The sequence below is a fragment of the Mycobacterium sp. SMC-15 genome (assembly GCF_045310925.1).
In the GTDB taxonomy this organism is placed as follows: Bacteria; Actinomycetota; Actinomycetes; order Mycobacteriales; family Mycobacteriaceae; genus Mycobacterium.
Genome location: NZ_JBJIAJ010000006.1, coordinates 161380 through 185195 on the forward strand (window position 1 = coordinate 161380; position 23816 = coordinate 185195).

Below are 23816 nucleotides of genomic sequence, written 5' to 3' on the forward strand. Positions count from 1 at the left end.
CGGCCGTTGGGTATTCGGGCAGCATGACACGCTTCGGCTACACCCTGATGACCGAACAGAGCGGGCCCGCGGAGCTGGTCGGCTACGCCGCCGCCGCCGAGGAACGCGGTTTCGACTTCGCGGTGTGCAGCGATCATTTCTCTCCGTGGCTGGCGTCGCAGGGCCACGCCCCCAACGCGTGGGCGCTGCTGGGCGCGGTCGCGCAGGCCACACAAGACATAGGCCTGTACAGCTACGTGACCTGTCCGACGATGCGCTATCACCCGGCGATCGTGGCCCAGCAGGCTGCCACCGTGCAGATCTTGGCCGAGGGCCGGTTCACCCTGGGTCTGGGCAGCGGGGAGAACCTCAACGAGCACATCGTGACGGGAGCGGGGTGGCCGAACGTAGCGCGCAGGCAGGCCATGCTCGCCGAAGCCATCAAGATCATCCGCGAGCTGCTGATGGGGGAGACCGTCGACCACCACGGCGACTATTTCCAAGTCGACCAGGCGCGGCTGTGGGACCTGCCGGACATCCCGGTCGCGTTGGCCGTGGCCATGTCGGGGCCCAAAGGTGTCGACCGATTCGCCGCAGCGGCCGATCACCTGATCGCAGTGCAGCCCGACCGTGATCTGGTCCACTCCTGGCACGCCGCACGACAGACGGCCGGATTGGCGGGCGGGCGAATCATCGGGCAGCTACCGGTGTGCTGGGATCTCGACCGGGATCAGGCAATACAGCGCGCCCACCGGCAGTTCCGCTGGTTCGGCGGCGGCTGGTCGGTCAATTCCGAGCTGCCGACACCGGCGGCGTTCGCGGCCGCGACCCGCTACGTGCAGCCGCGCGACGTCGCCGGGGCCATACCCTGCGGGCCGGAACTGGATCCCATTGTCGACGCCGTCGGCGCCTACCGGGACGCCGGTTTCACCGACATCGCGCTGATCCAGATCGGCGGGGAGGCCCAGGAGGCCTTCCTCAAGGAGGCCGCAGAGCCGCTGCTGGCGGCACTGCGCGACGCACCTTAAAGGCCACTGCGAGCGCGGCGGAGCCGGGCGTAGCAGGTGGCCGCCATCAGCGCAGCGGGTTTCGGGTGCAAGCGCCGAGGGTACAAGGGGCCTCATGAGCGACATCAGCGACACCGATGAGGGAATCGATCAGAGGCGTACGACCCAGCCGCGGGCCGGACTGGTGTTCAAGGACCGCCGGGAGTTGCCGGGATTGGCCATGCTGCTGATGGCGGCGCTGGCATTGGTGGGCTTCATGAGCGCCGCCGCCCAGCACGATGCCGGGTGGACGCTGGGCTTCGGGATCGCGGTCCTAGCGTTGGCGATCGGCGGTTTGGCCTGGGTCTTCATCGGGCGAAACCGCACCACCCACGCCGGTCATCACCGGCGTCAGACCTAACGCGCCCGCAGCGAACCGGGACACCGCCTGTGCCCCGGTCATCGCGGCCTGCGCATGACTTGGCCGGTGCCGGCTGGCGATCTCACCCGAGGTGGGATTCAGCGTCACCTCGGCCAACAGTTCCCCCGTCGTCGGCTCGCAGACCGCCCACAGGTAGCGCGAGTCGTCGGCCCAGCCTGATTCCGCCTTCGCGACGTAATCCGGATCCGTCTCACCGAGTTCGGCTAGGGGCACACGGTCGTCTATACGATCGTCGGCCCGTGGTATCCGCAGATACCACGGGCCGGCGTTGATCTCGACAGGCTCGATGTCGGTTACTTGATCTCGCAGAGCACGGTGCCCTGCGTGATGGCCGATCCGGCCTCCGCCGACAGGCCGGTGATGACACCGTCCTTGTGCGCGGTGACCGGGTTCTCCATCTTCATGGCCTCCAGGACGACGACCAGGTCACCGGCGGCGACCTCCTGGCCCTCCTCGACGGCCACCTTCACCACGGTGCCCTGCATCGGTGCGGTCACTGCGTCACCGGACGCTGCCGCGCCGCCGTGCGCGCCACGCTTGCGGGCCTTGGGCTTCTTCCGGATGGCTCCAGCGGCGCCGCCGGCTCCGCCGCCGCCCAGCGCCAGGTCACCCGGCAGCGACACCTCCAGGCGACGGCCGCCGACCTCGACGACCACCTTCTGCCGCGGCTGCACGTCCTCGTCGTCGAGGGGCTCACCGCCGGTGAAGGGCTCGATGTTGTTCTCGAACTCGGTCTCGATCCAGCGGGTGTGAACCGTGAAGCCGTTCTCGTCGCCGACGAACGCCGGGTCGCGGACCACCACACGGTCGAACGGGATGACCGTGGCCAGACCCTCGACGTGGAACTCGTCCAGGGCGCGCCGGGCGCGCTCCAGGGCTTCGGTGCGGGTCGCGCCGGTGACGATCAGCTTGGCCAGCATCGAGTCGAACTGTCCGCCGATCACCGAACCGGTCTCCACGCCGGAGTCCATCCGGATGCCCGGGCCGGTCGGCGGGTCGAAGCGGGTGACCGGGCCGGGGGCGGGCAGGAAGCCGCGACCGGCGTCCTCGCCGTTGATGCGGAACTCGATCGAGTGGCCGCGCGGCTCGGGGTCCTCGGTGAGGTCGAGCGTCTCGCCGTTGGCGATCCGGAACTGCTCACGCACCAGGTCGATGCCCGAGGTCTCCTCGGTGACCGGGTGTTCCACCTGCAGTCGGGTGTTGACCTCCAGGAAGCTGATCAAGCCGTCCTGGCCGACCAGGTACTCCACGGTCCCGGCGCCGTAGTAGCCGGCCTCCTTGCAGATCCGCTTGGCGGACTCGTGGATCTCCTTGCGCTGTGCGTCGGTCAGGAACGGCGCGGGGGCCTCCTCGACCAGCTTCTGGAAGCGGCGCTGCAGCGAGCAGTCGCGGGTTCCCGCGACGACGACATTGCCGTGCTGGTCGGCGATGACCTGGGCCTCGACGTGGCGCGGCTTGTCCAGGTAGCGCTCCACGAAGCACTCGCCGCGACCGAAGGCCGCAATCGCCTCACGGGTGGCCGACTCGAACAGCTCGGGAATCTCCTCGAGGGTGCGCGCCACCTTCATGCCGCGACCGCCGCCACCGAACGCGGCCTTGATCGCCACCGGCACGCCGAACTCCTTGGCGAAGGCCACCACCTCGTCGGCATCCTTGACCGGGTCCGGGGTGCCGGGAACCAGCGGAGCCTTGGCGCGGGCGGCGATGTGGCGTGCGGTGACCTTGTCGCCGAGGTCGCGAATCGACTGCGGGCTCGGCCCGATCCAGATCAGCCCGGCGTCGATGACGGCCTGAGCGAAGTCGGCGTTCTCCGAGAGGAAGCCGTAGCCGGGGTGGATGGCGTTGGCGCCGGACTGGGCCGCGGCGTCGAGGATCTTCTCGAACACCAGGTACGACTCGGCCGAGGTCTGCCCACCCAGGGCGAACGCCTCATCGGCAAGCCGGACGTGGGGTGCGTCGGCATCGGGTTCGGCGTACACGGCCACGCTGGCCAATCCGGCGTCGCGCGCGGCGCGGATCACCCGGACTGCGATCTCCCCGCGGTTGGCGACGAGCACCTTGGAGATCTTCGAGCTGGCATGGTTCGCCACTGGCCCTCCTGATGGCATGTTTAAGAAATGTCTTTAAGAATCTAGCTTCAGGCAGTGTAAAGCGCGACCGCTGAACCTGTTCCAGTGCCCCTTATGCGGCGCGTAAATGCCGCTTGATGCGGGTCAACATGGCCGACATACCCCGCAGGCGCAACGGGCTGATCAGGGCGGCCAGCCCCAGCCGAGACGCGAAATCCTCCGGCACGCCCAGGATGACGTCGGCCGGCTGGCCGTCGAGGCCGGCGGCCCAGATCGATGCGAAGCCGCGCGTCGTCGGCGCCTCTACCGGCGCGCTGAAGTACAGCCGTACCCGCTGCGGGTCGGCGGCATCGACATGCAGGAACAACGGCGACTGGCACTCCGGTACCGGTTCCATGGCGGATTCGGTCAGTTCATCGGGCAGGTCGGGCAGTTCGTCGGCGAACTCGATCAGCAGCTTGAGCTTGTCCTGGCCTTCGACTTCGGCGAAGTCGGACACCACCTGCGCCAATCCCTCCGGCAGGCTCATCAGCTGGCTGAACCCTCCTGGGCTCCTCGCAGCTGTCCGGGTTCGGGGCCGTCGACGATCGGCACGCGCACGGTGTTGCCCCACTCGGTCCAGGAACCGTCGTAGTTGCGGACATCGGCGAGGCCGAGCAGGTGGGTCAGAACGAACCAGGTGTGGCTGGAGCGTTCCCCGATGCGGCAGTAGGCGATCGGCTTGTCGTCGGGCTTGAGGAAGGCGTAGAGCGCCTCGAGCTCCTCGCGCTTGCGGAACCGGCCGGCGTCGTCGGCCGCCTTGCTCCATGGGATCGACACCGCGGTGGGGATGTGGCCACCGCGCAGCACGCCCTCCTCCGGGTATTCCGGCATGTGGGTGCGTTCGCCGGTGTACTCCTGCGGCGAGCGGACGTCGATCAGCGGCACCTGGCCGATGTTGGCCAGCACGTCGTCCTTGTAGGCCCGAATGGGGGCGTCGTTGCGTTTGACGACGGGGTAACCGGCGGTGGTCCTCGACGGCACGTCCAGAGTGGTCTCGCGGCCCGAGGAAACCCACAGGTCGCGTCCGCCGTCGAGCAGCCGCACGTCCTCGTGGCCGAACAGGGTGAACACCCACAGCGCGTAGGCGGCCCACCAGTTGGACTTGTCGCCGTAGATCACCACGGTGTCGTCGCGGGAGATGCCCTTGCGGTTCATCAGGTCGGCGAACTGCTCACCGGTGATGTAGTCGCGGACCGGGGAATCGTTGAGATCGGTGACCCAGTCGATCTTGACCGCGGTGGGGATGTGGCCGATGTCGTAGAGCAAGACGTCCTCGTCGGACTCCACCACGACGAGGCCGGGCGTGCCCAGATTGCCCGCGAGCCAGTCGGCTGTCACCAACCGTTCCGGGTGAGCGTAGGACTGCAGGGCGGGGCTGGGGTCGGCAGGAACTGGCACGATCCCGAGCCTACCGGTCGGTAACCGCTGTGCCACTTTCTTGCCCGGAAATCTCTGCGACGTCAGGTGGGCGTGACCTGGTCAGGCGACGGGGTTGGCCGCCCACAGGGCAGCGACCGAGAGCCCGGCCGGGCGCAGCAGCCGGCGAAGCATCGGCAGGCTGATGCCGATGACGCTGGAGGGATCACCGTCGACGCCGTCGACGAACCAGCCGCCCAGGCCATCCAGAGTGAATCCGCCGGCGACCCGCAGTGGCTCGCCGCTGGCCAGGTAGGCCTCCAGGTCGTCGTCATCAGGGCGGCCGAAACGCACTGTGGTGACAGCGGTTTCGGTGAACTGATGAGTGATCTCGTTGTTGCGCAACCGGATCAGGCTGTGGCCGGTGTGGAGCTGGCCGGAATTGCCGGCCATGCCACGCCAGCGGTCGCGGGCCTCATCGACCGTCGGCGGCTTGCCGCACAGCTTGCCGTCGATGTAGAGCATCGAATCACAGCCGAACACAACGCAATCGGTACTCACCGGAGGTCGCAGAGTGGACGCGACCTGCTCAGCCTTTGCGGCAGCCAGGGCGCCGGTCACGTCATCCGGGGAAGCAGTGGCGGGCAGGCCGGCCATCACGGCGTCCTCGTCGACACCGGATACCACCACCAGCGGGTCGATCCCTGCGCCGCGCAGGACGGCCAGCCGGCCTGCGGATGCCGAGCCGAGGACCAGCCTCGTCAAAAGTTCGTCACCGTCGGGTCATCGGCGCATGTGGGTGCGTTCCCGCAGCGTGATCAGCTGCCAGCTGAACACCGGAATCCGCAGCTTGTCGACGGGGTGGCCCCACAGATTGCGGTCCCGCGCACCGGCTTCGGCACCCGCGCCGCCTGCCGTGCCGAGCACCGCGACCAACGCCGCGATCTCCGCGTCGGTGGGGTTGCCCCGCAGCACCTTGATGTGCGGTTCGGCCGTCGCAGCAGTCTCTTCGACGGCCGTGGTCGCTTCGTTCTCTTCGCTCACAAGCTCACTCCGCTCTCGTGGCTCACCGGAGCTGTACTGCTCGCGTCGATCACAGGGGAATATTTCCGTGCTTCTTGGGCAGCGGCTGGACGATCTTGCGTTCCAGCAGCCGCAGCGACGCCGCGATGTAACCGCGGGTGTGCGACGGCGGGATCACCGCGTCGACGTAGCCCCGCTCGGCGGCGACGTAGGGATTTACCAGCGTGTCCTCGTACTCCTGCTGCAGTTGGAGACGCAGCGCGTCGACGTCGTCGCCGTTCTTCGAGGCCTCGGTGAGCTGCTGGCGGTAGACGAACCCGACCGCGCCCGAGGCGCCCATCACCGCGATCTGGGCCGTCGGCCAGGCCACGTTGACGTCGGCGCCCATCTCCTTGGACCCCATCACGCAGTACGCGCCGCCGTAGGCCTTGCGGGTGATGACGGTGATCTTGGCGACGGTGGCCTCACCGTAGGCGTAGAGCAGCTTGGCGCCGCGCCGGATGATGCCGTTGTACTCCTGCTCGGTACCGGGCAGGAAGCCGGGCACGTCGACCAGCAGCACGATCGGGATGTTGAAGCAGTCGCAGGTCCGGATGAACCGGGCGGCCTTCTCCGAGGCGTTGATGTCCAGGCAGCCGGCGAACTGGGTGGGCTGGTTGGCCACAATGCCGACCGTGCGCCCCTCGATACGGCCGAAGCCGACGATGATGTTCTGCGCGTAACCGGACTGGACCTCCAGGAACTCGTCGTCGTCGAGGATCCGGGTGATGACCTCGTGCATGTCATACGGCTGGTTCGGCGAGTCCGGGATCAGCGTGTCGAGCTCGATGTCCTCGGCGGTGAGGTTGTCCTCGATGGCACCTTCGGGCGCCGGCACCGGGAAGTGCGGCGGGTCGGCGTAGTTGTTCGGGGGCAGGTAGCTCAGCAGGTCCCGGACATACTCGAACGCGTCCTGCTCGCCGGAGGCGACGTAGTGCGCGGTACCCGACTTGCCCATATGGGTGTGGGCGCCGCCCAGCTCTTCCTGCGTGACGTCCTCACCGGTGACGGTCTTGATCACGTCCGGGCCGGTGATGAACATCTGGCTGGTCTGGTCGACCATCACGATGAAATCGGTCAGGGCGGGGGAGTACACGTGACCACCGGCGGCCGCGCCCATGATCAGCGAGATCTGCGGGATCACGCCCGAGGCCCGGATGTTGTTGTGGAAGATCTTGCTGTAGAGGCCCAGCGAGACCACACCCTCCTGGATGCGGGCGCCGGCGCCGTCGTTGATCCCGATCAGTGGCCGGCCGGTCTTCATGGCCAGCTCCTGGACCTTGACGATCTTCTCGCCGTAGACCTCGCCGAGGCTGCCGCCGAACACCGTGGCGTCCTGGCTGAAGATGCAGACCTCGCGGCCGTCGATGGTGCCGTAGCCGGTCACCACACCGTCGCCGAGCGGACGCTTGTCGGCCAGGCCGAAGTTGGTGCTGCGGTGCTTGGCCAGCGCGTCGAGCTCCACGAACGAACCCTCGTCGAGCAGTGCGTAGACCCGCTCACGAGCGGTCAGCTTGCCCTTGGCATGCACCTTCTCGACCGCGGCCTCACCGACCGGGTGCAGGGTCTCCTCGGTCCGACGCTTGAGGTCGGCGAGCTTGCCCGCGGTGGTGTGGATGTCGACGACGTGCTCGGCTTGCGCCTCTACGTGGGCCTCGCCGGAGTGCTCAGTAACACTGGTCATAAGAAACGATCTTAAAGTGTGGGCGATCGGACCGCCCGACCGGACCGGTTAGGGAATGTCGTCGTCGTCTTCGTTTTCCCGCAGTAGCCGCTCGGGGTGGTGGTAGTGGTTGGTTCGGGGTTGGCCGTGGTCTCAGTGTGGCGGCGCCAGGGTTTGGGTGGTGCCGTCGTGGCGCTTGCGAGTTTTCCAGCCGCCGGTGGTGATGAGTTGGTGGTGGGGGCCGCAGCGCAGGGTCAGGTCGGTGATGTCCGTACGACCTGTTTCGGCGTAGTCGTGGTCGTGATGGACTTCGCAGTGGTAGCCGGACACCGGGCAGTTGGGGTGGGAGCAGCCGCGTTCTTTGGCGTAGAGCACGATGCGTTGGGCCGGTGAGGCCAGGCGTTTGGTGTGGAACAGGGCGAGTTCTTGGGCGCCGTGGTAGATCCGCAGGTAGTGGTGCGCATGCGACGCCATGGCGATCACATCCGACATGGGGAGCCAGGTGCCGCCGCCGGTGTGGGCTTTGCCGGTGCCGGTTTCCAGGTCGGCCAGGGTGGCCGAGACGATGATGGTGGCCGGTAAGCCGTTGTGCTGACCGAGGTTTCCCGAGGCGAGTAGGGCGCGGCCCATGGCGGTCAGGGCGTCGTGGTTGCGTTGGGCAGCGCTGCGGGTGTCGGTGTCGATCGCGGCTTGGGAAGGGGTGCCGGCGGTGCAGGGGATCTCGTCGTTGGGGTTGCACATGCCTGGGGCGGCCCATCGCGCGAGTACAGCGTCGAGGGTGGCGCGGGCTTGGGGATCGAGATGGCCCTTGATGGATGTCATCCCGTCGCGGTCTTGCGGGCCGAGCACCACACCTCGGCGTTTGGCGCGCTGGTCCTCGGTGTAGTTGCCGTCGGGATGCAGGTAGTCGGCGAGGCGTTGGGCCAGTTTGGCCAGCTCGTCGGGGCGACACCCGGTGGCCAGGCCGGACAGCTGCGCTTCGGCCTGGGATCAAGTGCCCGCGTCGACATCGGCGGGCAGATAGGTGAAAAAGGAACGGATCACCGCGATATGAGCGGCCCCGATCTTCCCCGAACGTTGGGCGGCGGCCACGCTCGGCAAAACGGGTTCCAACGGTTCGCCGGTCAGACTGCGGCGGGCACCAAGTTCGGCAGCCTCAGCGATACGCCGTCCCGCCTCACCCCGGGTCAGGTGCAACTCGTCGGCCAGCACCCAGCGAGGCTTGCCGCCCAGTTCGGTGGGGTCGGTGGCGGCCAGTGCGTTGACCATCGGATGTTCCACCGCCGGAAGCCGCCGCCGCAGCACCTCGCAGCGCCGCAACAGTGCCAGGCATTCCCGCGGAGTCAGGGCGTCGAAGTCCAGATCCAGCGCCCGATCCAGGTCAGTCGACAGGGCGTCGAAGACTGCGACGACCTCCTCGCGACTATCCGAACGCATGTGCTAACAGTAGCTGCGGGGTCCGACAAGGCGCGGAAACTCGTCCATCACCAAAATGATTGTGACACAAGTGAATGCAGTGACAAACCGGGCGAAGTCAGGCGGCTGCGGTACCGGGCTTAGTGGGCGCGGTGACTTCCTTGACGAACTCGCCGATGTAGCGGATCGCCCGCCGCGCCTCGGGCAGCACGTCGGCCGCCAAGGGGAAGTCGTGCACCTGGCCCTCCCACAGATGCAGATCGCAGCGGACCCCGGCGGCATCCAGGCGTTGCGCCATGGTCTCGGCGTCGGGCAGCAGCAGCTCGTCAGTACTTGCGTGGATGGCGATAGGGGGCAGCAACGACAGGTCGGCGTCGATCGGCGACGCCGCCCGGGCGCGGAGTAGGTATCGGGTGAACGCCAGCAGTGCCTCGCAGGGGAACATCGCACATCGGCGGGCGTTGGGGTGCTGGAGCTTGGCGGTGGGGTTTGCGTCCGTGAACGGTGAAACTGTCACTATCCCAGCAGGTTTCACCAGATTCAACTGCGCCGATGTCAGGGCGGTCATGAAAGCCAGGTATCCGCCGGCGGAATCGCCCGCGATCACGATCTGCTCCGGGTCGTAGCCATGGCGAAGCAGCCAGCGCAATCCGCTCAGGCCGTCCTCGATCGCGTCGGCGATCCGGTGCGCAGGCAACATCCGATAGTCGATGTTGAGAACGCTGGCGTCGGCAGCTCGGGACAATCGAGTCACCAGTGAGCGGTGGGTGTTGAGCCCGCAGGTCAGGAACGCGCCGCCGTGCAGATAGAGAATGGCCCGTTGCGTCGAGACGTCTGCGGCCTGAACCCGTTCGGCGACACAGCAACCCAAGCGGAAGCGCTCGGCGTGTGCGGTGTGCCGGTGCGGCACCAAGCCGGCCATGCGGTCGACCGATGCGAGCGGCCAGGCCAGATCCGGTCGGACTGCCCACGCGCGCACCAGGTTCTTCACCACGAACCGGCTGGCCAGCCCCACCGCAACTGATTGTGCGCTGTGCCGGCGGTGAATTCGCCTCGTCAATCCCCTGGTGACCACGTCGATCACCTCCTCCACCTGTCCGATTACCCGCGCGTCGGGCGTCTCAACCGGCGTGGCTGCAGCGCCGGTTGAGTAAGCTGGCGCAATGAGTCTTGTGCCACGGCCGCCGCTGGATGTGACCGCTCTGCGAGATGGGCTGGCCGGTTCGAGCGGGCCATGGCGCACCGTGGATGTCGTCGACGACACCGGTTCCACCAATGCCGATCTGTTGGCCCGCGCCGCAGCGGGGGAGGACATCGACGGCGCCGTACTGCTGGCTGAAAATCAGACGGCCGGCCGTGGGCGTCACGGTCGACACTGGAGTGCCCCGGCGCGCAGCCAGCTCGCGCTGTCGGTGGGAGTCGCCGCCGCGACGGTGCCGACATCGGGTTGGGGCTGGCTGACGCTGGCGACCGGGGTCGCAGTCGCCGATGCGATCGCCGAAGCCTCGGGCCTGCAGGTGGGCCTGAAGTGGCCCAACGACGTTATCGCCGGCGACGGCAAGCTGGCCGGCATCCTCGCCGAGGTAGCCGCCCCGAAGCAGCTGATCGTGGTGGGGCTCGGGCTCAACGTGACGATGACCGCCGAGGAGGCTCCGGATCCCGTAGCGGTCTCGTTGGCCATGCTCGGGTCCTCGGTGCTTGATCGAAATGCCCTTGCCGACAAGGTTCTTCGCCACCTCGCGGCTCGGGTCGCGGCCTGGCGCGCGGCCGGTGGGGCGGACGACGCCCTGGTGTCGGACTATCGGCGGCACAGCTGCACGCTGGGAGCCCAGGTGCGCGCCGACATCCCCGGCGACCAACGAGTGGAGGGGCTCGCCGAGGCCATCGATGACGCCGGCCGCCTGGTGATCAACACCGGGAATGGCACCGTCACGGTGTCGGCAGGCGACGTCACCCGGCTGCGCCCGAATACGGGCAGCGGTTAGGGCCGGCCGTGGGTTACCCGGAGAACGTGCTGGCCGAGGACGAACAGGTGGTGTTGCATCGCCACCCCCACGTCAAACGTCTGATCCTGCCGGTACTGGCGCTGTTTCTGGCCACCGCCCTCGCCGCGTTCGCCGCCGGGTTCGTCAACCCGCGGACTTGGGATCCGGTCGCCAAGAACGTCGTCTTCGGGGTGATCTGGGCGATCTGGCTGGTAGTGGTCGGCTGGCTCACGCTCTGGCCGTTCCTGAGTTGGCTGACGACGCATTTCGTCGTCACCGACCGGCGCGTGATGTTCCGGCACGGATTGCTGACCCGCAGGGGCATCGATATCGCTCTGGCGCGGATCAACAGTGTGGAGTTCGTCCATGGGTTCATTGACCGGATCTTGCGAACCGGGACGCTGATCATCGAGTCGGCTTCACAGGAACCGTTGGAGTTCTACGACATCCCGCGGGTGGAGCAGGTTCATACGCTTCTCTACCGGGAAGTCTTCGACGGCTCCGACCGGAAGGACTTCGGCGGCCCCGGTCAGGACGTCTTCGACAGGCCGTCCGCCGGCGGTTGATGACGGGCCGGACGCCGGAAAAGCGTCACGACGCCGGTATCGGGGCCGCCCTCCAGTGAATCCTCGATCGCCTCGGCGAGCGCGCCGGTCTCGATCGTCGCGTCCAGCACGGCGTCGGTGCTGCGAGCGAACTCATCCGGAAAGACCCAGCGGCGGAACGCCCAGAACCGGAACGCCATCTGCAGCAGGTTGCCGATGATGTAAGCCGAGACGAAGTCCGACAGGTTCTCGACGGTCAACGACACCATGGGCGCCCGCAGCCCAAGTACGTAGCTGGAGAACCACAACGGCGCCATGGACAACACCACGCCGACGCCACTGACCCCGAAGAACAGCAGCGCCTCGTGGTGACGCTCCCGGCCGCCCCGATCCTTGAAGCTCCACTCCCGGTTGAGGATGTAGGAGGCGATCACCGCGACGATCCCCGAGATGACCTTGGCCGTGACGGGCTTGGGCGACAGGATGGTCAGCTTGAGGGTGTAGAACAGCGCCGAGTCGATGAGGAATGTGGTCGCGCCGACGATGGCGAACTTGATCAGCTCATGATGGCGTTCGGCCAGCGGACGGATCACCCGCGGCAGGCGGGCGATCGTGGCGTCGGTAAAAGACACAAGTTGCCAGTGTACGGACTCGGCCCCCTCCGCGCCTAACGACTGCGTAACGACCTCGCTGCGCAGCACTTGCGATCGCCGCGCACCGGCGTGACACGATATTGGCCGTGCCGAACCCCCCCACCCCGACGCCCCCTGCGGGCGGACGCAGCCCCCTCGTCGCCATGGTGGGCGGCGGCCAGCTGGCGCGGATGACCCATCAGGCCGCGATCGCGCTCGGACAGCGGCTGCGGGTGCTGGCCGCCGCGGCCGACGAGCCGGCCGCCCAGGTCACCCCGGACTTGGTGATCGGATCCCACACCAACCTCGATGACCTGCGCCGGGCCGCCTCCGGAGCCACCGTGCTCACCTTCGACCACGAGCATGTCCCGAGCGAGCTGCTGGACCAACTGATCGCCGAGGGTGTCAACGTCGCGCCGCCGCCCGCGGCGCTGCTGCACGCCCAGGACAAGCTGGTGATGCGCCGCAAGCTGGCAGAGCTGGGCGCGCCGGTGCCGCGGTTCGCCGCGATCGAGACGTCCGAGGATCTCGACGACTTCGCGGCCCTGACCGGCGGCCCGATGGTGGTGAAGGCGGCCCGAGGCGGCTACGACGGGCGCGGGGTGTTCATCGTCGACGACGTGGACCAGGCCCGGGCGGTCGTTGCCGACTATCTGGCCGCCGGAGTACCGGTACTGGCCGAAGAGCGGGTCGCTATGCGCCGGGAACTCTCGGCGCTGGTAGCGCGGTCCCCTTTCGGTCAGGGCGCGGCGTGGCCGGTGGTCGAGACCGTTCAAGAGAGCGGAATCTGCGTGACGGTGATCGCTCCCGCTCCCGATCTTCCAGACGAATCCGCTGCTGCTGCACAACAATTGGCGCTGCGGTTGGCCGATGAGCTGGGCGTGGTCGGGGTACTGGCCGTCGAACTGTTCGAAACCGTAGATGGCCAGGTGTTGGTCAACGAGCTGGCGATGCGGCCGCACAACTCGGGACACTGGACCATGGACGGTGCCGCCACCAGCCAGTTCGAACAGCATCTGCGCGCGGTGCTGGACTATCCGCTCGGCGCAACCACACCGGTGGCGGCCGTGACCGTGATGGCCAATGTCCTCGGCGCCCCGCAAACGCCAGCGATGACGATGGACGAGCGGTTGCACCACCTGTTCGCCCGCTATCCCGACGCCCGAGTCCACCTCTACGGCAAGGACGAACGGCCGGGCCGCAAAATCGGCCACATCAACCTCTTGGGTGCGGACACAAAGGACTCGGCGAACCTGCGCGAGCGGGCCGAAAGCGCGGCACACTGGTTGTCGCACGGGGAATGGAGCGATGGATGGGATCCGCATGACTGAGCACAAGCCCGGACCCCGGGTCGGCGTCATCATGGGCAGCGACAGCGACTGGTCGGTGATGGAAGAGGCCGCGCTCGCGTTGGCCGAGTTCGAGATCCCGTTCGAGGTCGGGGTGGTCTCGGCGCACCGCACCCCGCAACGGATGTTCGACTACGCCCGCGACGCCGCCGGCCGCGGCATCGAGGTGATCATCGCCGGGGCGGGCGGAGCCGCGCACCTGCCCGGGATGGTGGCTTCGGCCACACCGCTGCCGGTGATCGGGGTGCCGGTCCCGCTGGCCCGCCTGGACGGCATGGACTCTTTGCTGTCGATCGTGCAGATGCCGGCCGGAGTGCCTGTGGCCACCGTTTCTATCGGCGGCGCACGCAACGCGGGTTTGCTTGCAGTGCGTATTCTGGGCTCAGCCGACGCCGCGCTGCGGGCCCGCATGGCGGCATTTCAAGACCAGCTGGCCGCGAGCGTGCTTGCGAAGGACGCGATGCTTCAAGGTAAAGTTACCGGCGAGTAGCTTAGGAGGCTGTGATGGCTGGGTGGGCCGGGAATCCCTCGTTTGATCTGTTCAAGTTGCCCGAGGAGCATGATGAGTTGCGGGCGGCGATTCGGGCGTTGGCGGAGAAGGAGATCGCTCCGTACGCCAAGGATGTTGATGAGAAGGCCCGGTTCCCCGAAGAGGCCCTGGCCGCGTTGAATGCGTCGGGCTTCAATGCCGTGCACGTCCCGGAGGAGTACGGCGGTCAGGGTGCGGACTCGGTCGCCGCCTGCATCGTGATCGAAGAGGTCGCCCGGGTGTGTGCGTCGTCGTCGTTGATTCCGGCGGTGAACAAGTTGGGCACGATGGGTTTGATCTTGTCGGGTTCTGATGAGCTCAAGGCGCAGGTGTTGCCGGGTTTGGCCTCTGGTGAGGTGATGGCCTCCTATGCACTGTCCGAGCGTGAGGCGGGCAGTGATGCCGCGGCGATGCGGACGCGGGCCAAGGCTGATGGGGATGACTGGATTCTCAATGGTTCCAAGTGCTGGATCACCAATGGCGGAAAATCCAGTTGGTACACGGTGATGGCGGTGACCGACCCGGATTTGGATGCCAATGGGATCTCGGCGTTCATGGTCCACATCGACGACGAGGGCTTCACCATCGGGCCCAAGGAGCACAAGCTCGGCATCAAGGGTTCGCCCACGACCGAGCTGTATTTCGAGAACTGCCGGATCCCCGGCGACCGGATCATCGGTGAGCCCGGTACTGGCTTCAAGACCGCGCTGCGGACGTTGGACCACACCCGTCCGACCATCGGCGCTCAGGCGGTTGGCATTGCGCAGGGTGCGTTGGACGCGGCGATTGAGTACACCAAGGACCGTAAGCAGTTCGGGAAGAACATCAGCACCTTCCAGGGTGTGCAGTTCATGTTGGCCGATATGGCGATGAAGCTCGAGGCTGCTCGGTTGATGGTGTACTCGGCGGCGGCACGTGCCGAGCGCGGTGAGACCGGGTTGGGTTTCATCTCGGCGGCATCGAAATGTTTCGCCTCGGACGTGGCGATGGAGGTCACCACCGACGCCGTGCAGTTGTTCGGTGGGGCGGGTTACACCACTGATTTCCCGGTGGAGCGGATGATGCGCGACGCCAAGATCACCCAGATCTATGAGGGCACCAACCAGATCCAGCGCGTCGTCATGAGCCGACACCTACTGCGCTGACACCGCGGCGATGACAAACCGGATCGACATCGTCCGCGCGGCGCGGCATGCCTTCGTCGACACAGTCGACGGGCTCGGCGACGACGAATTCGACCACGGCACCACCCTGTGCACCCAATGGTCGCCGCGTGACGTACTGGCCCATCTGATCGGTACTTCCGAGATCGGCAGATACCTGCGTGCTCCGTGGCGGTTGCACAAGATCAACGCCGAGGTCGTCGCGGAGGGACGTGGTCGCGACCGAGCCGAGTTGATCGCCGACGCCCGGCGCTGGGCGCAGGTGCCCGATCGCGTGGTGGCCGGGCTCCTGCTGGGCGACTTGGCGATGCATCACCAGGATGTGCTGCGCGGGCTGGGCCGTAGCCGGGAGATCCCGCCGGGTGAAGAGGCCGCGATCCTGGCCGAGGGAGTGAGCCTGACCGTGCAGAAGCTGCAGCCGACGCTGCTGCGGTATCGGGTCGAGCCCACCAACGGGATCGGCCGGCCCCGTGGCCGTGGCACCGTTGTGCACGGCACCGCAGAAGCGCTGGGCCTATGGCTCGGCGGCCGCAACATATCCGATGTCGAGATCGGCTGAGGCGTTCGCGCGCATCGGTGAACGAAGGAATCCGACCGCCCTAAGATTGGCAGTCGGCGCTGTCCGTCCCACCTAGGAGAGGCTTCATGCCAGGACTTCTTCCCGAGGTCGACCCCGACGGTTTGCTGGAGTACTCCGTCGTCTACACCGACCGGGCACTCAACCACATGTCCGCACGCTTCCAGGACGTCATGAACGACGTCTCGGCCATGCTGCGCGAGGTCTACCACGCCGACGCGGCAGTCATTGTGCCCGGCAACGGGACGTGCGGCATGGAGGCGGTAGCGCGGCAGTTCGCCAACGACGCTGACGTGCTCGTCGTCCGGAACGGGTTCTTCAGCTACCGCTGGAGCCAGATCCTTGCGGCCGGCCGCATCACCGACCGTGTCACGGTGCTCAAGGCCCGTCCGACCGGCGACGGCGACCAGGCGCCCTTCGCTCCCGCGCCCATCGACGAAGTCGAGGAGGCGATCGCGCGAATCCGGCCGGCGGTGGTCTGCGTTCCGCACGTCGAAACCGCCAGTGGAATCTTGCTGCCCGACGACTACCTGGCGCGCATCGGCGCGGCGACGGCCGCGGTGGGCGGCCTGTTCGTCCTGGACTGCATCGCCGCCGGCGTGGTCTGGGCGGACATGGCGGCCCTCGGGGTGGACGTCTTGGTGACCGCGCCACAGAAGGACTGGAGTGCCGAGCCGGGCTGTGCCATGGTCGGCCTGTCGGGCAGGGCGCTGGAGGTCATGGAGCGCACCCAGAGCACCAGCTTCGCGCTGGACCTGAAGAAGTGGCGCGAGATCATGCTGGCCTACGAGAACGGTGGCCACGCCTACCACGCGACCATGCCGACCGGCGTGATCAGCGGCCTTCGCGACGCCATGGCCGAGACCCGCGAACGCGGGTTTGATGCCGTGCGCGAGCAGCAGTTCACCCTGGGGCGCAAGGTGCGTGCGCTGCTGGCCGAGCGGGGCTTCCCCAGCGTGGCCGCACCGGGATTCGAAGCGCCCGGCGTGGTGGTCAGCTACACCACCGACCCCGACATCCGCACCGGCAGAAAGTTTCTGGCCCAGGGCCTGCAGACCGCGGCGGGAGTGCCGCTGCAGTGCGATGAGCCGGCGACGTTCAGCACCTTCCGGCTGGGGCTGTTCGGTCTGGACAAGTTGGCCGATATCGAGGGCACGGTGGCGCGACTGGGCTCCGCGATCGACCGGATCGCCTCGGCCTGATCCGATGCCAGAAGGTAACGCCGGCACGTCGAGCATCTACCTCGCTGCCGCCGAGGGCGGCACCGGCAAGTCCGTGCTCGCGCTGGGCCTGCTGCACCTTCTGGCCGCCTCGTCGGCGCGGGTCGGCGTGTTCCGCCCGGTCGTGCGGTCGCTGGACGAGCCGGACGGGCAACTCGAACTGCTGCTCGCCCATGCCACCGCCACCATTGACGACCACAGTGCCTGCCGCGGCGTGACTTACCAGGACGTCTTCGCCGACCGGGAGGCGGCGCTGGGGGAGATCGTCGCGCGATTCCACGAAGTCGCCCGGCATTGCGACACCGTGCTGGTAGTCGGCAGCGACTACACCGACGTCGTCAACCCCAGTGAGTTGAGCTTCAACGCCCGGGTCGCGGTGAACCTCGGCGCGCCACTGGTGCTGGCGGTCAACGGCCACAACCGCGACGCGGAGGCCGTCGCGGAGATCACCGAGCGTTGCCTGGCCGAAGTGGCCGCGGTATACGCCCATCCGGCAGCGGTGATCGCCAACCGTTGCGACCCGGACCGGCTGGCCGATGTCACCCAGGCGATCTCGGTGCGCCTGGCCGGCGCGGACGTTCCGGCGTTCGCGGTTCCCGAGGTGGCGTTGCTGTCGGCCCCGACGATGGCCGAACTCTGCACTGCGCTGGAGGGCACCGTCTACAGCGGCGACCCGGAGTTGCTGCGCCGCGAAGCGCTCAGCGTCATGGTCGGCGGCATGACCGCTGAGAACATTCTCGATCGGCTGTCCGAGGGCCAGGTGGTGATCGTGCCGGCCGACCGCTCCGACGTGCTGCTGGCGCTGGTGAACGCCCATGAAGCACAGGGCTTCCCATCGCTGGCGGGCATCATTCTCAACGGTGGTCTGCTGCCACACCCGGCGATCGACAAATTGGTGAAAGGACTGCGGCCCACGCTGCCGCTGATCGCCACCAGCCACCGCACCTACGACACCGCTGAAAGGGTGTCGCACACCGGCTCGCGGATCACCGTCGGTGCATTGCGCAAGATCGACACCGCGCTTGCCCTGGTCGCCGAGCACATCGACGGCGCCGAGCTGGCCGAGCGGATCCGGGTGCCGGCGTCCACCGTGATCACCCCGCAGATGTTCGAGTACCGGCTGCTGGAACGGGCCCGGGCCGACCGTCGCCACATCGTGCTGCCGGAAGCAACAGATGACCGGGTCTTGTTGGCGGCCGGACGGTTACTGTCCCGCGGAATCGTGGATCTGACCCTGCTCGGTGTGGAAGGCGCGGTGCGCCAGCGCGGTGCCGAGCTGGGCGTGGACCTGGACGCGGCACGGGTGATCGACCCCGAGACCAGTGACCTGCGCGATACCTTCGGCGCCGAATACGCCCGGTTGCGTGCGCACAAGGGCGTGACCGAAGACCGTGCCCGCGAGATCATGCGCGACATCTCCTATTTCGGCACCATGATGGTGCACTCCGGGATCGCCGACGGGATGGTGTCGGGCGCCGTGCACACCACGGCCCACACGATCCGGCCGGCATTCGAGATCATCCGGACAGCGCCGGGGGTGTCCACGGTGTCCAGCGTGTTCCTGATGTGCCTGTCCGACCGGGTGCTGGCCTACGGGGACTGCGCGGTGGTGCCCGATCCGACCGTCGACCAACTCGCCGACATCGCGATCTCCTCGGCGGCCACCGCGGCGGCGTTCGGCATCGAACCCCGAGTCGCACTGCTGTCCTACTCGACCGGCGAGTCCGGTTCCGGCGCGGGCGTGGACAAGGTCCGTGCCGCAACGCAATTGGTACACGAGCGCCGCCCCGATCTGCTCGCCGACGGCCCCATCCAATATGACGCCGCGGTCGACGAGGGGGTGGCCGCGGCCAAGATGCCGGACTCGCCGGTCGCGGGGCGAGCCACCGTGCTGGTTTTCCCGGACCTCAACACCGGCAACAACACCTACAAGGCGGTGCAGCGCAGCGCCGGTGCGATCGCGATCGGCCCGGTGCTGCAGGGACTGGCCAAGCCCGTCAACGACTTGTCCCGTGGTGCGCTGGTCGACGACATCGTCTACACCGTCGCCATCACCGCGATCCAGGCGCAGGGGGTGGCTCCGTGACCGACGCCGCGTCCGGTCTGGTGCTGGTGCTCAACTCCGGCTCGTCGTCGATCAAGTTCCAATTGGTCGACCCGGTGGCCGGGACCGCGCTGCTGTCCGGGCTGGTGGAGCAGATCGGCGAGGCGGACAGTCCGGTGGCCGACCACGCCGCCGGGCTGCGGCTGATCCATCGGCAGCTGGTCGACTCCGGTATTGACCTGGCCGCCGTCCGTGCTGTGGGGCACCGGGTGGTGCACGGGGGCAACCTGTTCCACGCGCCCACACTGATCACCGATGATGTGGTGGCGGAGGTGGCGCGGCTGGCCGAGCTCGCCCCGCTGCACAATCCGGCCAACGTGATCGGGATCGACGTGGCTCGCCACGACTTTCCCGACGTACCGCATGTGGCGGTGTTCGACACCGGCTTCTTCCACTCGCTACCGGCGGCCGCGGCCAGCTATGCCATCGACCACGACGTCGCAACCCGATATGACATCCGCCGCTATGGATTCCACGGCACCTCACACGAATACGTCGCCGGTGAAGTCGCCGCCGTGCTGGGCCGTGACCCCGGCGAGCTGAACATCATCGTGCTGCACCTGGGCAACGGGGCCTCGGCTTCGGCCGTGCGTGGCGGGGTGGCCGTCGAGACCTCGATGGGACTGACCCCGCTGGAGGGCCTGGTGATGGGGACCCGCAGCGGTGACGTCGACCCGGGCGTGCTTTTTCACCTCAACCGCACCGCTCACATGGGCGTCGATGAACTCGACGAGCTGCTGAACCGCCGCTCCGGTCTCAAAGGCCTGTGCGGGGTCAACGACTTTCGGGAGCTGCTGGAACAGCGGGAGGCCGGCAGCGCGCTCGGCGAGGCAGCCGGGCTGGCCTACGACGTCTACATTCACCGACTGCGCAAATACGTCGGCGCCTACCTGGCGGTGCTGGGCCGGGTCGACGCCATCGCCTTCACGGCCGGGGTGGGGGAGAACGCGCCCAGCGTGCGCGAGGACGCGCTGGCCGGCCTGGACGGACTTGGCATCGTGGTGGACCCCGAACGCAACCGCACAGGCAAGGGCGCCCGGATCATCTCAACCGACCGATCGCCCACCACCGTCTTGGTGGTTCCCACCAACGAAGAGCTGGCGATAGCCAGGGCTGCCTGGCAGTTCGTGTGAGCCTCGCCCGAGATCTGGACCCGGTGGCCCCGCTGTGGCGGGCCGCGCAGGTGTTCCGACTGCTGAGTTGCCTGTACGCGCTGGGATTTCAGCTCGCGATCAACGACGATCTGCGCCGGCCCGGGCTGGCCTGGGCACTGTTCGCGGTCCTGATCGGTTTCAGTGGCCTCTGCGCGGTCGGCTATCTGCGCGGCTTCGCCCGTCGCCCGGCGTGGGTGATCGCCGAGATCGTCGTTGTCGTAGCCCTCATGCTCTCCACCGAGGTGGTCGCCTCCCGACAGTGGGAACTCGACAATCAGACCTGGCCGACGACACTGTGGGCCAGCAACGCCACCATTTCGGCTGCCCTGCAGTTCGGTTCGACCGGCGGCATGGCGACTGCGGCCGTGGTCACCGCGGCCAGTGCCTTCGTCAAGGGCTACGTGAGCCTCAACTTCGGCCGCAACGCCACCATGATCGTCGAGCTGGCCCTCGGCCTGGCGGTCGGCATGGCAGCGCAGACGGCGCGGCGAGCCCACGACGACCTGCAGCGGGCAACCCGGCTGGCCGCCGCCACCGAGGAACGCGAGCGGCTGTCGCGACACGTCCACGACGGCGTCATCCAGGTGTTGGCCCTGGTCACCCGCCGAGGACGCGAAATCGGTGGCGCCACAGCAGAGTTGGCTGAGCTGGCCGGCGAGCAGGAACGCGCGCTGCGCCGGCTGGTGAGTTCGGCGGACTTCACCACGGACGTCGGCGCCACCGATCTTCGGGCACTGCTGAGCCGCCGCGCGGACGATCGGGTGTCGCTGAGCCTGCCCGGCACACCGGTGCTGCTGGAACAACACGCGGCCGCCGAACTCGATGCCGCCGTCGGCAATGCCCTGGACAACGTGCGGGCCCACGCCGGTGCGCACGCCCGCGCCTTCGTGCTCTGCGAGGACCTGGGCGAGACGGTGACCGTCAGCGTGCGCGACGACGGCGTGGGCATCGCCGCCGGGGTGTTGGAAGAGGCCGCGCGCCAAGGTCATGTCGGGGTATCGAAGTCGATCATCGGCCGGATCGCCGCACTGGGTGGCAGCGCGGTCTTGCACACCGAGGTCGGGGAGGGAACCGAATGGGAACTGTCCATCCGACGGTGATGGTGGTCGACGACCATCCGATCTGGCGCGACGCCGTTGCCCGCGATCTGGCCGATTCCGGCTTCACCGTGGTCGCCACCGCCGAGGGGGTGGACGCGGCGCGCCGCCGGGCCGCAGCGGTGCAGCCCGACGTGGTGCTGATGGACATGCGGCTGGCAGACGGCGACGGGGTCGCCGCGACCACCGCGGTGCTCGAGGTCTCCCCGGCATCGCGGGTGCTCGTGTTGTCGGCTTCCGACGAGCGTGAGGACGTGCTGCAGGCGGTCAAAGCCGGCGCGATCGGCTATCTGGTGAAAAGCGCCTCGCGGGAGGAGCTGACCGACGCGGTGCACGCCACCGCAGCCGGCCGCGCGGTGTTCACTCCGGGACTGGCCGGGCTGGTGCTGGGCGAATACCGGCGCCTGGAACGCAGCCCCGACGCCGGGCCAGCCACTCCCGCGCTGACCGAGCGGGAGACCGAGGTGCTGCGTCACGTGGCCAAGGGCCTGTCCGCCAAGCAGATCGCCGAGCGGCTCTGCCTGAGCCACCGCACCGTGGAAAACCATGTCCAGGCGACATTTCGCAAGCTGCAGGTCGCCAACCGGGTGGAGCTGACCCGCTACGCGATCGAACACGGCCTGGACAGCTGACCGGCGAAGTCGAGTAGTCCTACTCATCCGATCTCCGCCCCCGATGCGGCATCGTTTCCTGCGTGACCGAACCACATGCCGTGCTGCACCGGCTTACCGCGGAATGCCACGCCTTGTCCTGGCAGCTCTACCGGGTCTCGACTGAACTCGCCGACCTGGATCGGCAACTGCACACCGCGCCCGCCCCGGTGTCGCCTCCCGTACCGATGGAGCCGGCGACTCCGGCGGCCATGCCGGTGAACCCAGCGTTTCCGGGGGCGGCGGCAGAACCGAAACCTGCTACCGCAGCGGGTGACACGAGCTGGATCGGCAAAGTACTGGCCGTCGCGGGCGTCGCGGTGACGCTGGTCGGCGTGGTGCTGCTGCTGGTGCTGGCCGCTCAGGCCGGCATCTTGCGCCCGCAGATCCGGGTGGCCGGTGGCTTCGTGCTCTCGGCCGTGCTGGTCGGTGCGGCGTGCCGGCTGCACAGCCGACCGGGCGGACGGACCGGGGCTATTGCATTGGCCGCCACCGGGATTGCCGCAGCCTATCTGGACATCATTGCCGTCACCGCCTACTACCAATGGGTGCCGGCGGCCGTCGGGTTGGTGGTCGCGGCAGCGGTCGGCGGCGTCGGCCTGCTACTGGCGCGGCGCTGGGACTCCGAACACCTCGGGGTGCTGGTGCTGGTCCCGCTGATCGGTCTGGCCCCGATCATCACCGGCGACGTCGACCTGCTGCTGGTCGGTTTCCTGCTGGCATTGTCGGCGGCGGCCCTGCCGGTGCAGCTGGGCAAGGACTGGACGGCGATGTTCGCCGCCCGCATCGCGGCCGCGACGTTGCCGCTGCTGCTGGCGCTGGGCGCGGTCAGTGGTGACGACCATCGGTGGCTGGTCGGCGGCGCCAGCGCCGTGGGCGCGGTGCTGGCCGTGGTCAGTGGGCTGTTGGTGCTGCCCACCAGCACCCGGCCGGGTGCACTCGCGCTGCTGACCGCCGCCGGAACCCTCCCGGTGTTGGCGGCTGGCGCCGCGGTCGACACGGTGCCGGCCACCGTGCTGGCGGCGACACTGTCGGTCGTCATGCTCGCGATCGTCCTTGCTCATCGGGCACTGCCGCCGGTTGTCGTGCAGGTTTTCTCGGCGCTGTCCGCCGTCGCCGCGCTGATCGCGGTAACCACGGCTGTGCACGGCTCAGTGCTGGCCCCGGTGCTGCTGGCCATGGCGGTAGTCGTCGCGGTCGCCGGCCCACGCAGCGGTGTGGCCCGGTGGGTCGCAGCGGGATTCGGATTCGCAGGCGCGGTCGTCTACCTGGGCTACGCCGCACCGGACAACCTGATCACCGCAACGGTGATGCCGACCGCAGACACGGTGTCCACGCTGATCGCCAGCCTGCTGTTGATCGCGCTGGTGATCGTCATGGCCCGCGCATACGCCGGCGCCGACGGCGCGAAACCCGCGAATGCGCCGATCCTGGCGGTGGCCGGCGGGGCGTCGATCGGCTACGCCGTCACCGCGTTCACCGTCACCGCCGGTGTCGCGATCGGGGGGACCGAAGGCGGGTTCTTGGCAGGCCACATGGCGGCCACCCTCTGCTGGATCGCGATGGCGGCCGGGCTGCTGCGCCACGCGCTGCGTTTGGCTGACCGCGAGGCCCGCACCTGGGCGATCACCGCCGGCCTGGCGCTCACCGCCGCCGCCACCGCAAAGCTGTTCCTGTTCGATCTGGACACCCTCGACGGCATGTTCCGGGTTGCGGCGTTCATCGTCGCGGGCCTGCTGCTACTGGGGATGGGCACCGGCTACGCCCGCAGCCTGGCGCAGCAGGACGAGAGGTAA

The 23816-nt window shown here is 68.1% G+C and carries 23 protein-coding genes and 1 pseudogene; 14 read left to right on the plus strand and 10 right to left on the minus strand.

Features of this window, described 5'->3' with window-relative positions; translation table 11 throughout:
* Nucleotides 1–23: 23 nt before the first annotated feature.
* Both ACJH71_RS11205 and ACJH71_RS11210 read left to right on the plus strand, forming a co-directional pair.
* Nucleotides 24–1007 (plus strand): TIGR03557 family F420-dependent LLM class oxidoreductase, encoded by a 984-nt coding sequence (locus ACJH71_RS11205; RefSeq protein WP_406758088.1) that lies wholly within the window; start codon nucleotides 24–26, stop codon nucleotides 1005–1007.
* Between the two features lie 94 nt (nucleotides 1008–1101).
* Complete coding sequence (locus ACJH71_RS11210; RefSeq protein WP_406758089.1) at nucleotides 1102–1386, plus strand: hypothetical protein; 285 nt, start codon at nucleotides 1102–1104, stop codon at nucleotides 1384–1386.
* Here the strand turns inward: ACJH71_RS11210 and ACJH71_RS11215 are convergent.
* The 9 genes and pseudogenes from ACJH71_RS11215 to ACJH71_RS11255 form a co-directional block, all read right to left on the minus strand.
* Nucleotides 1300–1695 carry a hypothetical protein gene (locus ACJH71_RS11215; RefSeq protein WP_406758195.1) on the minus strand — a complete coding sequence of 132 codons (396 nt, stop codon included), beginning with the start codon at nucleotides 1693–1695 and terminating at the stop codon, nucleotides 1300–1302. The genes ACJH71_RS11210 and ACJH71_RS11215 overlap by 87 nt on opposite strands.
* Nucleotides 1696–1700: 5 nt before the next feature.
* A complete protein-coding gene (locus ACJH71_RS11220; protein WP_406758090.1) occupies nucleotides 1701–3497 on the minus strand; it encodes an acetyl/propionyl/methylcrotonyl-CoA carboxylase subunit alpha in 1797 nt (598 codons plus the stop codon).
* Nucleotides 3498–3588: 91 nt separating this feature from the next.
* Complete coding sequence (locus ACJH71_RS11225; protein ID WP_406758091.1) at nucleotides 3589–4005, minus strand: SufE family protein; 417 nt, start codon at nucleotides 4003–4005, stop codon at nucleotides 3589–3591.
* Nucleotides 4005–4916 carry a sulfurtransferase gene (locus tag ACJH71_RS11230; RefSeq protein WP_406758092.1) on the minus strand — a complete coding sequence of 304 codons (912 nt, stop codon included), beginning with the start codon at nucleotides 4914–4916 and terminating at the stop codon, nucleotides 4005–4007. The genes ACJH71_RS11225 and ACJH71_RS11230 overlap by 1 nt, the downstream gene beginning before the upstream one ends.
* A gap of 81 nt (nucleotides 4917–4997) precedes the next feature.
* Complete coding sequence (locus ACJH71_RS11235; RefSeq protein ID WP_406758093.1) at nucleotides 4998–5639, minus strand: Maf family protein; 642 nt, start codon at nucleotides 5637–5639, stop codon at nucleotides 4998–5000.
* Nucleotides 5640–5657: 18 nt separating this feature from the next.
* Entirely contained in the window at nucleotides 5658–5918 is a 261-nt protein-coding gene (locus ACJH71_RS11240; RefSeq protein ID WP_406758094.1) for an acyl-CoA carboxylase subunit epsilon, read from the minus strand.
* A gap of 49 nt (nucleotides 5919–5967) precedes the next feature.
* Complete coding sequence (locus ACJH71_RS11245; protein WP_406758095.1) at nucleotides 5968–7620, minus strand: acyl-CoA carboxylase subunit beta; 1653 nt, start codon at nucleotides 7618–7620, stop codon at nucleotides 5968–5970.
* Nucleotides 7621–7668: 48 nt separating this feature from the next.
* Nucleotides 7669–9036: pseudogene (locus tag ACJH71_RS11250) on the minus strand (HNH endonuclease signature motif containing protein).
* 97 nt (nucleotides 9037–9133) lie between these two features.
* Nucleotides 9134–10090 (minus strand): alpha/beta hydrolase, encoded by a 957-nt coding sequence (locus tag ACJH71_RS11255; RefSeq protein WP_406758196.1) that lies wholly within the window; start codon nucleotides 10088–10090, stop codon nucleotides 9134–9136.
* 88 nt (nucleotides 10091–10178) lie between these two features.
* Here ACJH71_RS11255 and ACJH71_RS11260 point away from each other — a divergent pair, with 88 nt between their 5' ends.
* Complete coding sequence (locus tag ACJH71_RS11260) at nucleotides 10179–11000, plus strand: biotin--[acetyl-CoA-carboxylase] ligase (protein WP_406758096.1); 822 nt, start codon at nucleotides 10179–10181, stop codon at nucleotides 10998–11000.
* Nucleotides 11001–11008: 8 nt separating this feature from the next.
* Nucleotides 11009–11566 (plus strand): PH domain-containing protein, encoded by a 558-nt coding sequence (locus tag ACJH71_RS11265; protein WP_406758097.1) that lies wholly within the window; start codon nucleotides 11009–11011, stop codon nucleotides 11564–11566.
* Here ACJH71_RS11265 and ACJH71_RS11270 read toward each other — a convergent pair.
* A complete protein-coding gene (locus ACJH71_RS11270) occupies nucleotides 11530–12177 on the minus strand; it encodes a GtrA family protein (RefSeq protein WP_406758098.1) in 648 nt (215 codons plus the stop codon). The genes ACJH71_RS11265 and ACJH71_RS11270 overlap by 37 nt on opposite strands.
* A 164-nt stretch (nucleotides 12178–12341) precedes the next feature.
* Here ACJH71_RS11270 and ACJH71_RS11275 point away from each other — a divergent pair, with 164 nt between their 5' ends.
* From ACJH71_RS11275 to ACJH71_RS11320, 10 genes are all read left to right on the plus strand, one after another.
* A complete protein-coding gene (locus ACJH71_RS11275; RefSeq protein WP_406758197.1) occupies nucleotides 12342–13508 on the plus strand; it encodes a 5-(carboxyamino)imidazole ribonucleotide synthase in 1167 nt (388 codons plus the stop codon).
* On the plus strand, nucleotides 13501–14016 hold the full coding sequence (purE, locus tag ACJH71_RS11280) for a 5-(carboxyamino)imidazole ribonucleotide mutase (RefSeq protein WP_406758099.1): 516 nt from the start codon (nucleotides 13501–13503) through the stop codon (nucleotides 14014–14016). The genes ACJH71_RS11275 and purE overlap by 8 nt, the downstream gene beginning before the upstream one ends.
* Nucleotides 14017–14030: 14 nt before the next feature.
* Nucleotides 14031–15200 (plus strand): acyl-CoA dehydrogenase, encoded by a 1170-nt coding sequence (locus ACJH71_RS11285; RefSeq protein ID WP_406758100.1) that lies wholly within the window; start codon nucleotides 14031–14033, stop codon nucleotides 15198–15200.
* Nucleotides 15201–15210: 10 nt separating this feature from the next.
* Entirely contained in the window at nucleotides 15211–15777 is a 567-nt protein-coding gene (locus ACJH71_RS11290; RefSeq protein ID WP_406758101.1) for a maleylpyruvate isomerase family mycothiol-dependent enzyme, read from the plus strand.
* A gap of 86 nt (nucleotides 15778–15863) precedes the next feature.
* Nucleotides 15864–16997: an aminotransferase class V-fold PLP-dependent enzyme gene (locus tag ACJH71_RS11295; RefSeq protein WP_406758102.1), complete on the plus strand. Its 1134-nt coding sequence runs from the start codon at nucleotides 15864–15866 to the stop codon at nucleotides 16995–16997.
* 4 nt (nucleotides 16998–17001) lie between these two features.
* Complete coding sequence (gene pta / locus ACJH71_RS11300) at nucleotides 17002–19101, plus strand: phosphate acetyltransferase (protein WP_406758103.1); 2100 nt, start codon at nucleotides 17002–17004, stop codon at nucleotides 19099–19101.
* Nucleotides 19098–20252 carry an acetate kinase gene (locus tag ACJH71_RS11305; protein ID WP_406758104.1) on the plus strand — a complete coding sequence of 385 codons (1155 nt, stop codon included), beginning with the start codon at nucleotides 19098–19100 and terminating at the stop codon, nucleotides 20250–20252. The genes pta and ACJH71_RS11305 overlap by 4 nt, the downstream gene beginning before the upstream one ends.
* Entirely contained in the window at nucleotides 20249–21373 is a 1125-nt protein-coding gene (gene macS, locus ACJH71_RS11310) for a MacS family sensor histidine kinase (protein WP_406758105.1), read from the plus strand. Before ACJH71_RS11305 ends, macS begins: the two co-directional genes overlap by 4 nt.
* Nucleotides 21349–22002 (plus strand): response regulator, encoded by a 654-nt coding sequence (locus ACJH71_RS11315; RefSeq protein ID WP_406758106.1) that lies wholly within the window; start codon nucleotides 21349–21351, stop codon nucleotides 22000–22002. The genes macS and ACJH71_RS11315 overlap by 25 nt, the downstream gene beginning before the upstream one ends.
* Nucleotides 22003–22064: 62 nt before the next feature.
* Nucleotides 22065–23816 carry a DUF2339 domain-containing protein gene (locus ACJH71_RS11320; RefSeq protein ID WP_406758107.1) on the plus strand — a complete coding sequence of 584 codons (1752 nt, stop codon included), beginning with the start codon at nucleotides 22065–22067 and terminating at the stop codon, nucleotides 23814–23816.

Coding starts and splice junctions, on each gene's coding strand:
- ACJH71_RS11210 (WP_406758089.1), top strand. CDS start 1,102: ATGAGCGACATCAGCGACACCGATGAGGGAATCGATCAGAGGCGTACG.
- ACJH71_RS11245 (WP_406758095.1), bottom strand. CDS start 7,620: ATGACCAGTGTTACTGAGCACTCCGGCGAGGCCCACGTAGAGGCGCAA.
- pta (WP_406758103.1), top strand. CDS start 17,002: ATGCCAGAAGGTAACGCCGGCACGTCGAGCATCTACCTCGCTGCCGCC.
- ACJH71_RS11225 (WP_406758091.1), bottom strand. CDS start 4,005: ATGAGCCTGCCGGAGGGATTGGCGCAGGTGGTGTCCGACTTCGCCGAA.
- purE (WP_406758099.1), top strand. CDS start 13,501: ATGACTGAGCACAAGCCCGGACCCCGGGTCGGCGTCATCATGGGCAGC.
- ACJH71_RS11260 (WP_406758096.1), top strand. CDS start 10,179: ATGAGTCTTGTGCCACGGCCGCCGCTGGATGTGACCGCTCTGCGAGAT.
- ACJH71_RS11275 (WP_406758197.1), top strand. CDS start 12,342: ATGGTGGGCGGCGGCCAGCTGGCGCGGATGACCCATCAGGCCGCGATC.
- ACJH71_RS11290 (WP_406758101.1), top strand. CDS start 15,211: ATGACAAACCGGATCGACATCGTCCGCGCGGCGCGGCATGCCTTCGTC.
- ACJH71_RS11205 (WP_406758088.1), top strand. CDS start 24: ATGACACGCTTCGGCTACACCCTGATGACCGAACAGAGCGGGCCCGCG.
- ACJH71_RS11295 (WP_406758102.1), top strand. CDS start 15,864: ATGCCAGGACTTCTTCCCGAGGTCGACCCCGACGGTTTGCTGGAGTAC.
- ACJH71_RS11285 (WP_406758100.1), top strand. CDS start 14,031: ATGGCTGGGTGGGCCGGGAATCCCTCGTTTGATCTGTTCAAGTTGCCC.
- ACJH71_RS11315 (WP_406758106.1), top strand. CDS start 21,349: ATGGGAACTGTCCATCCGACGGTGATGGTGGTCGACGACCATCCGATC.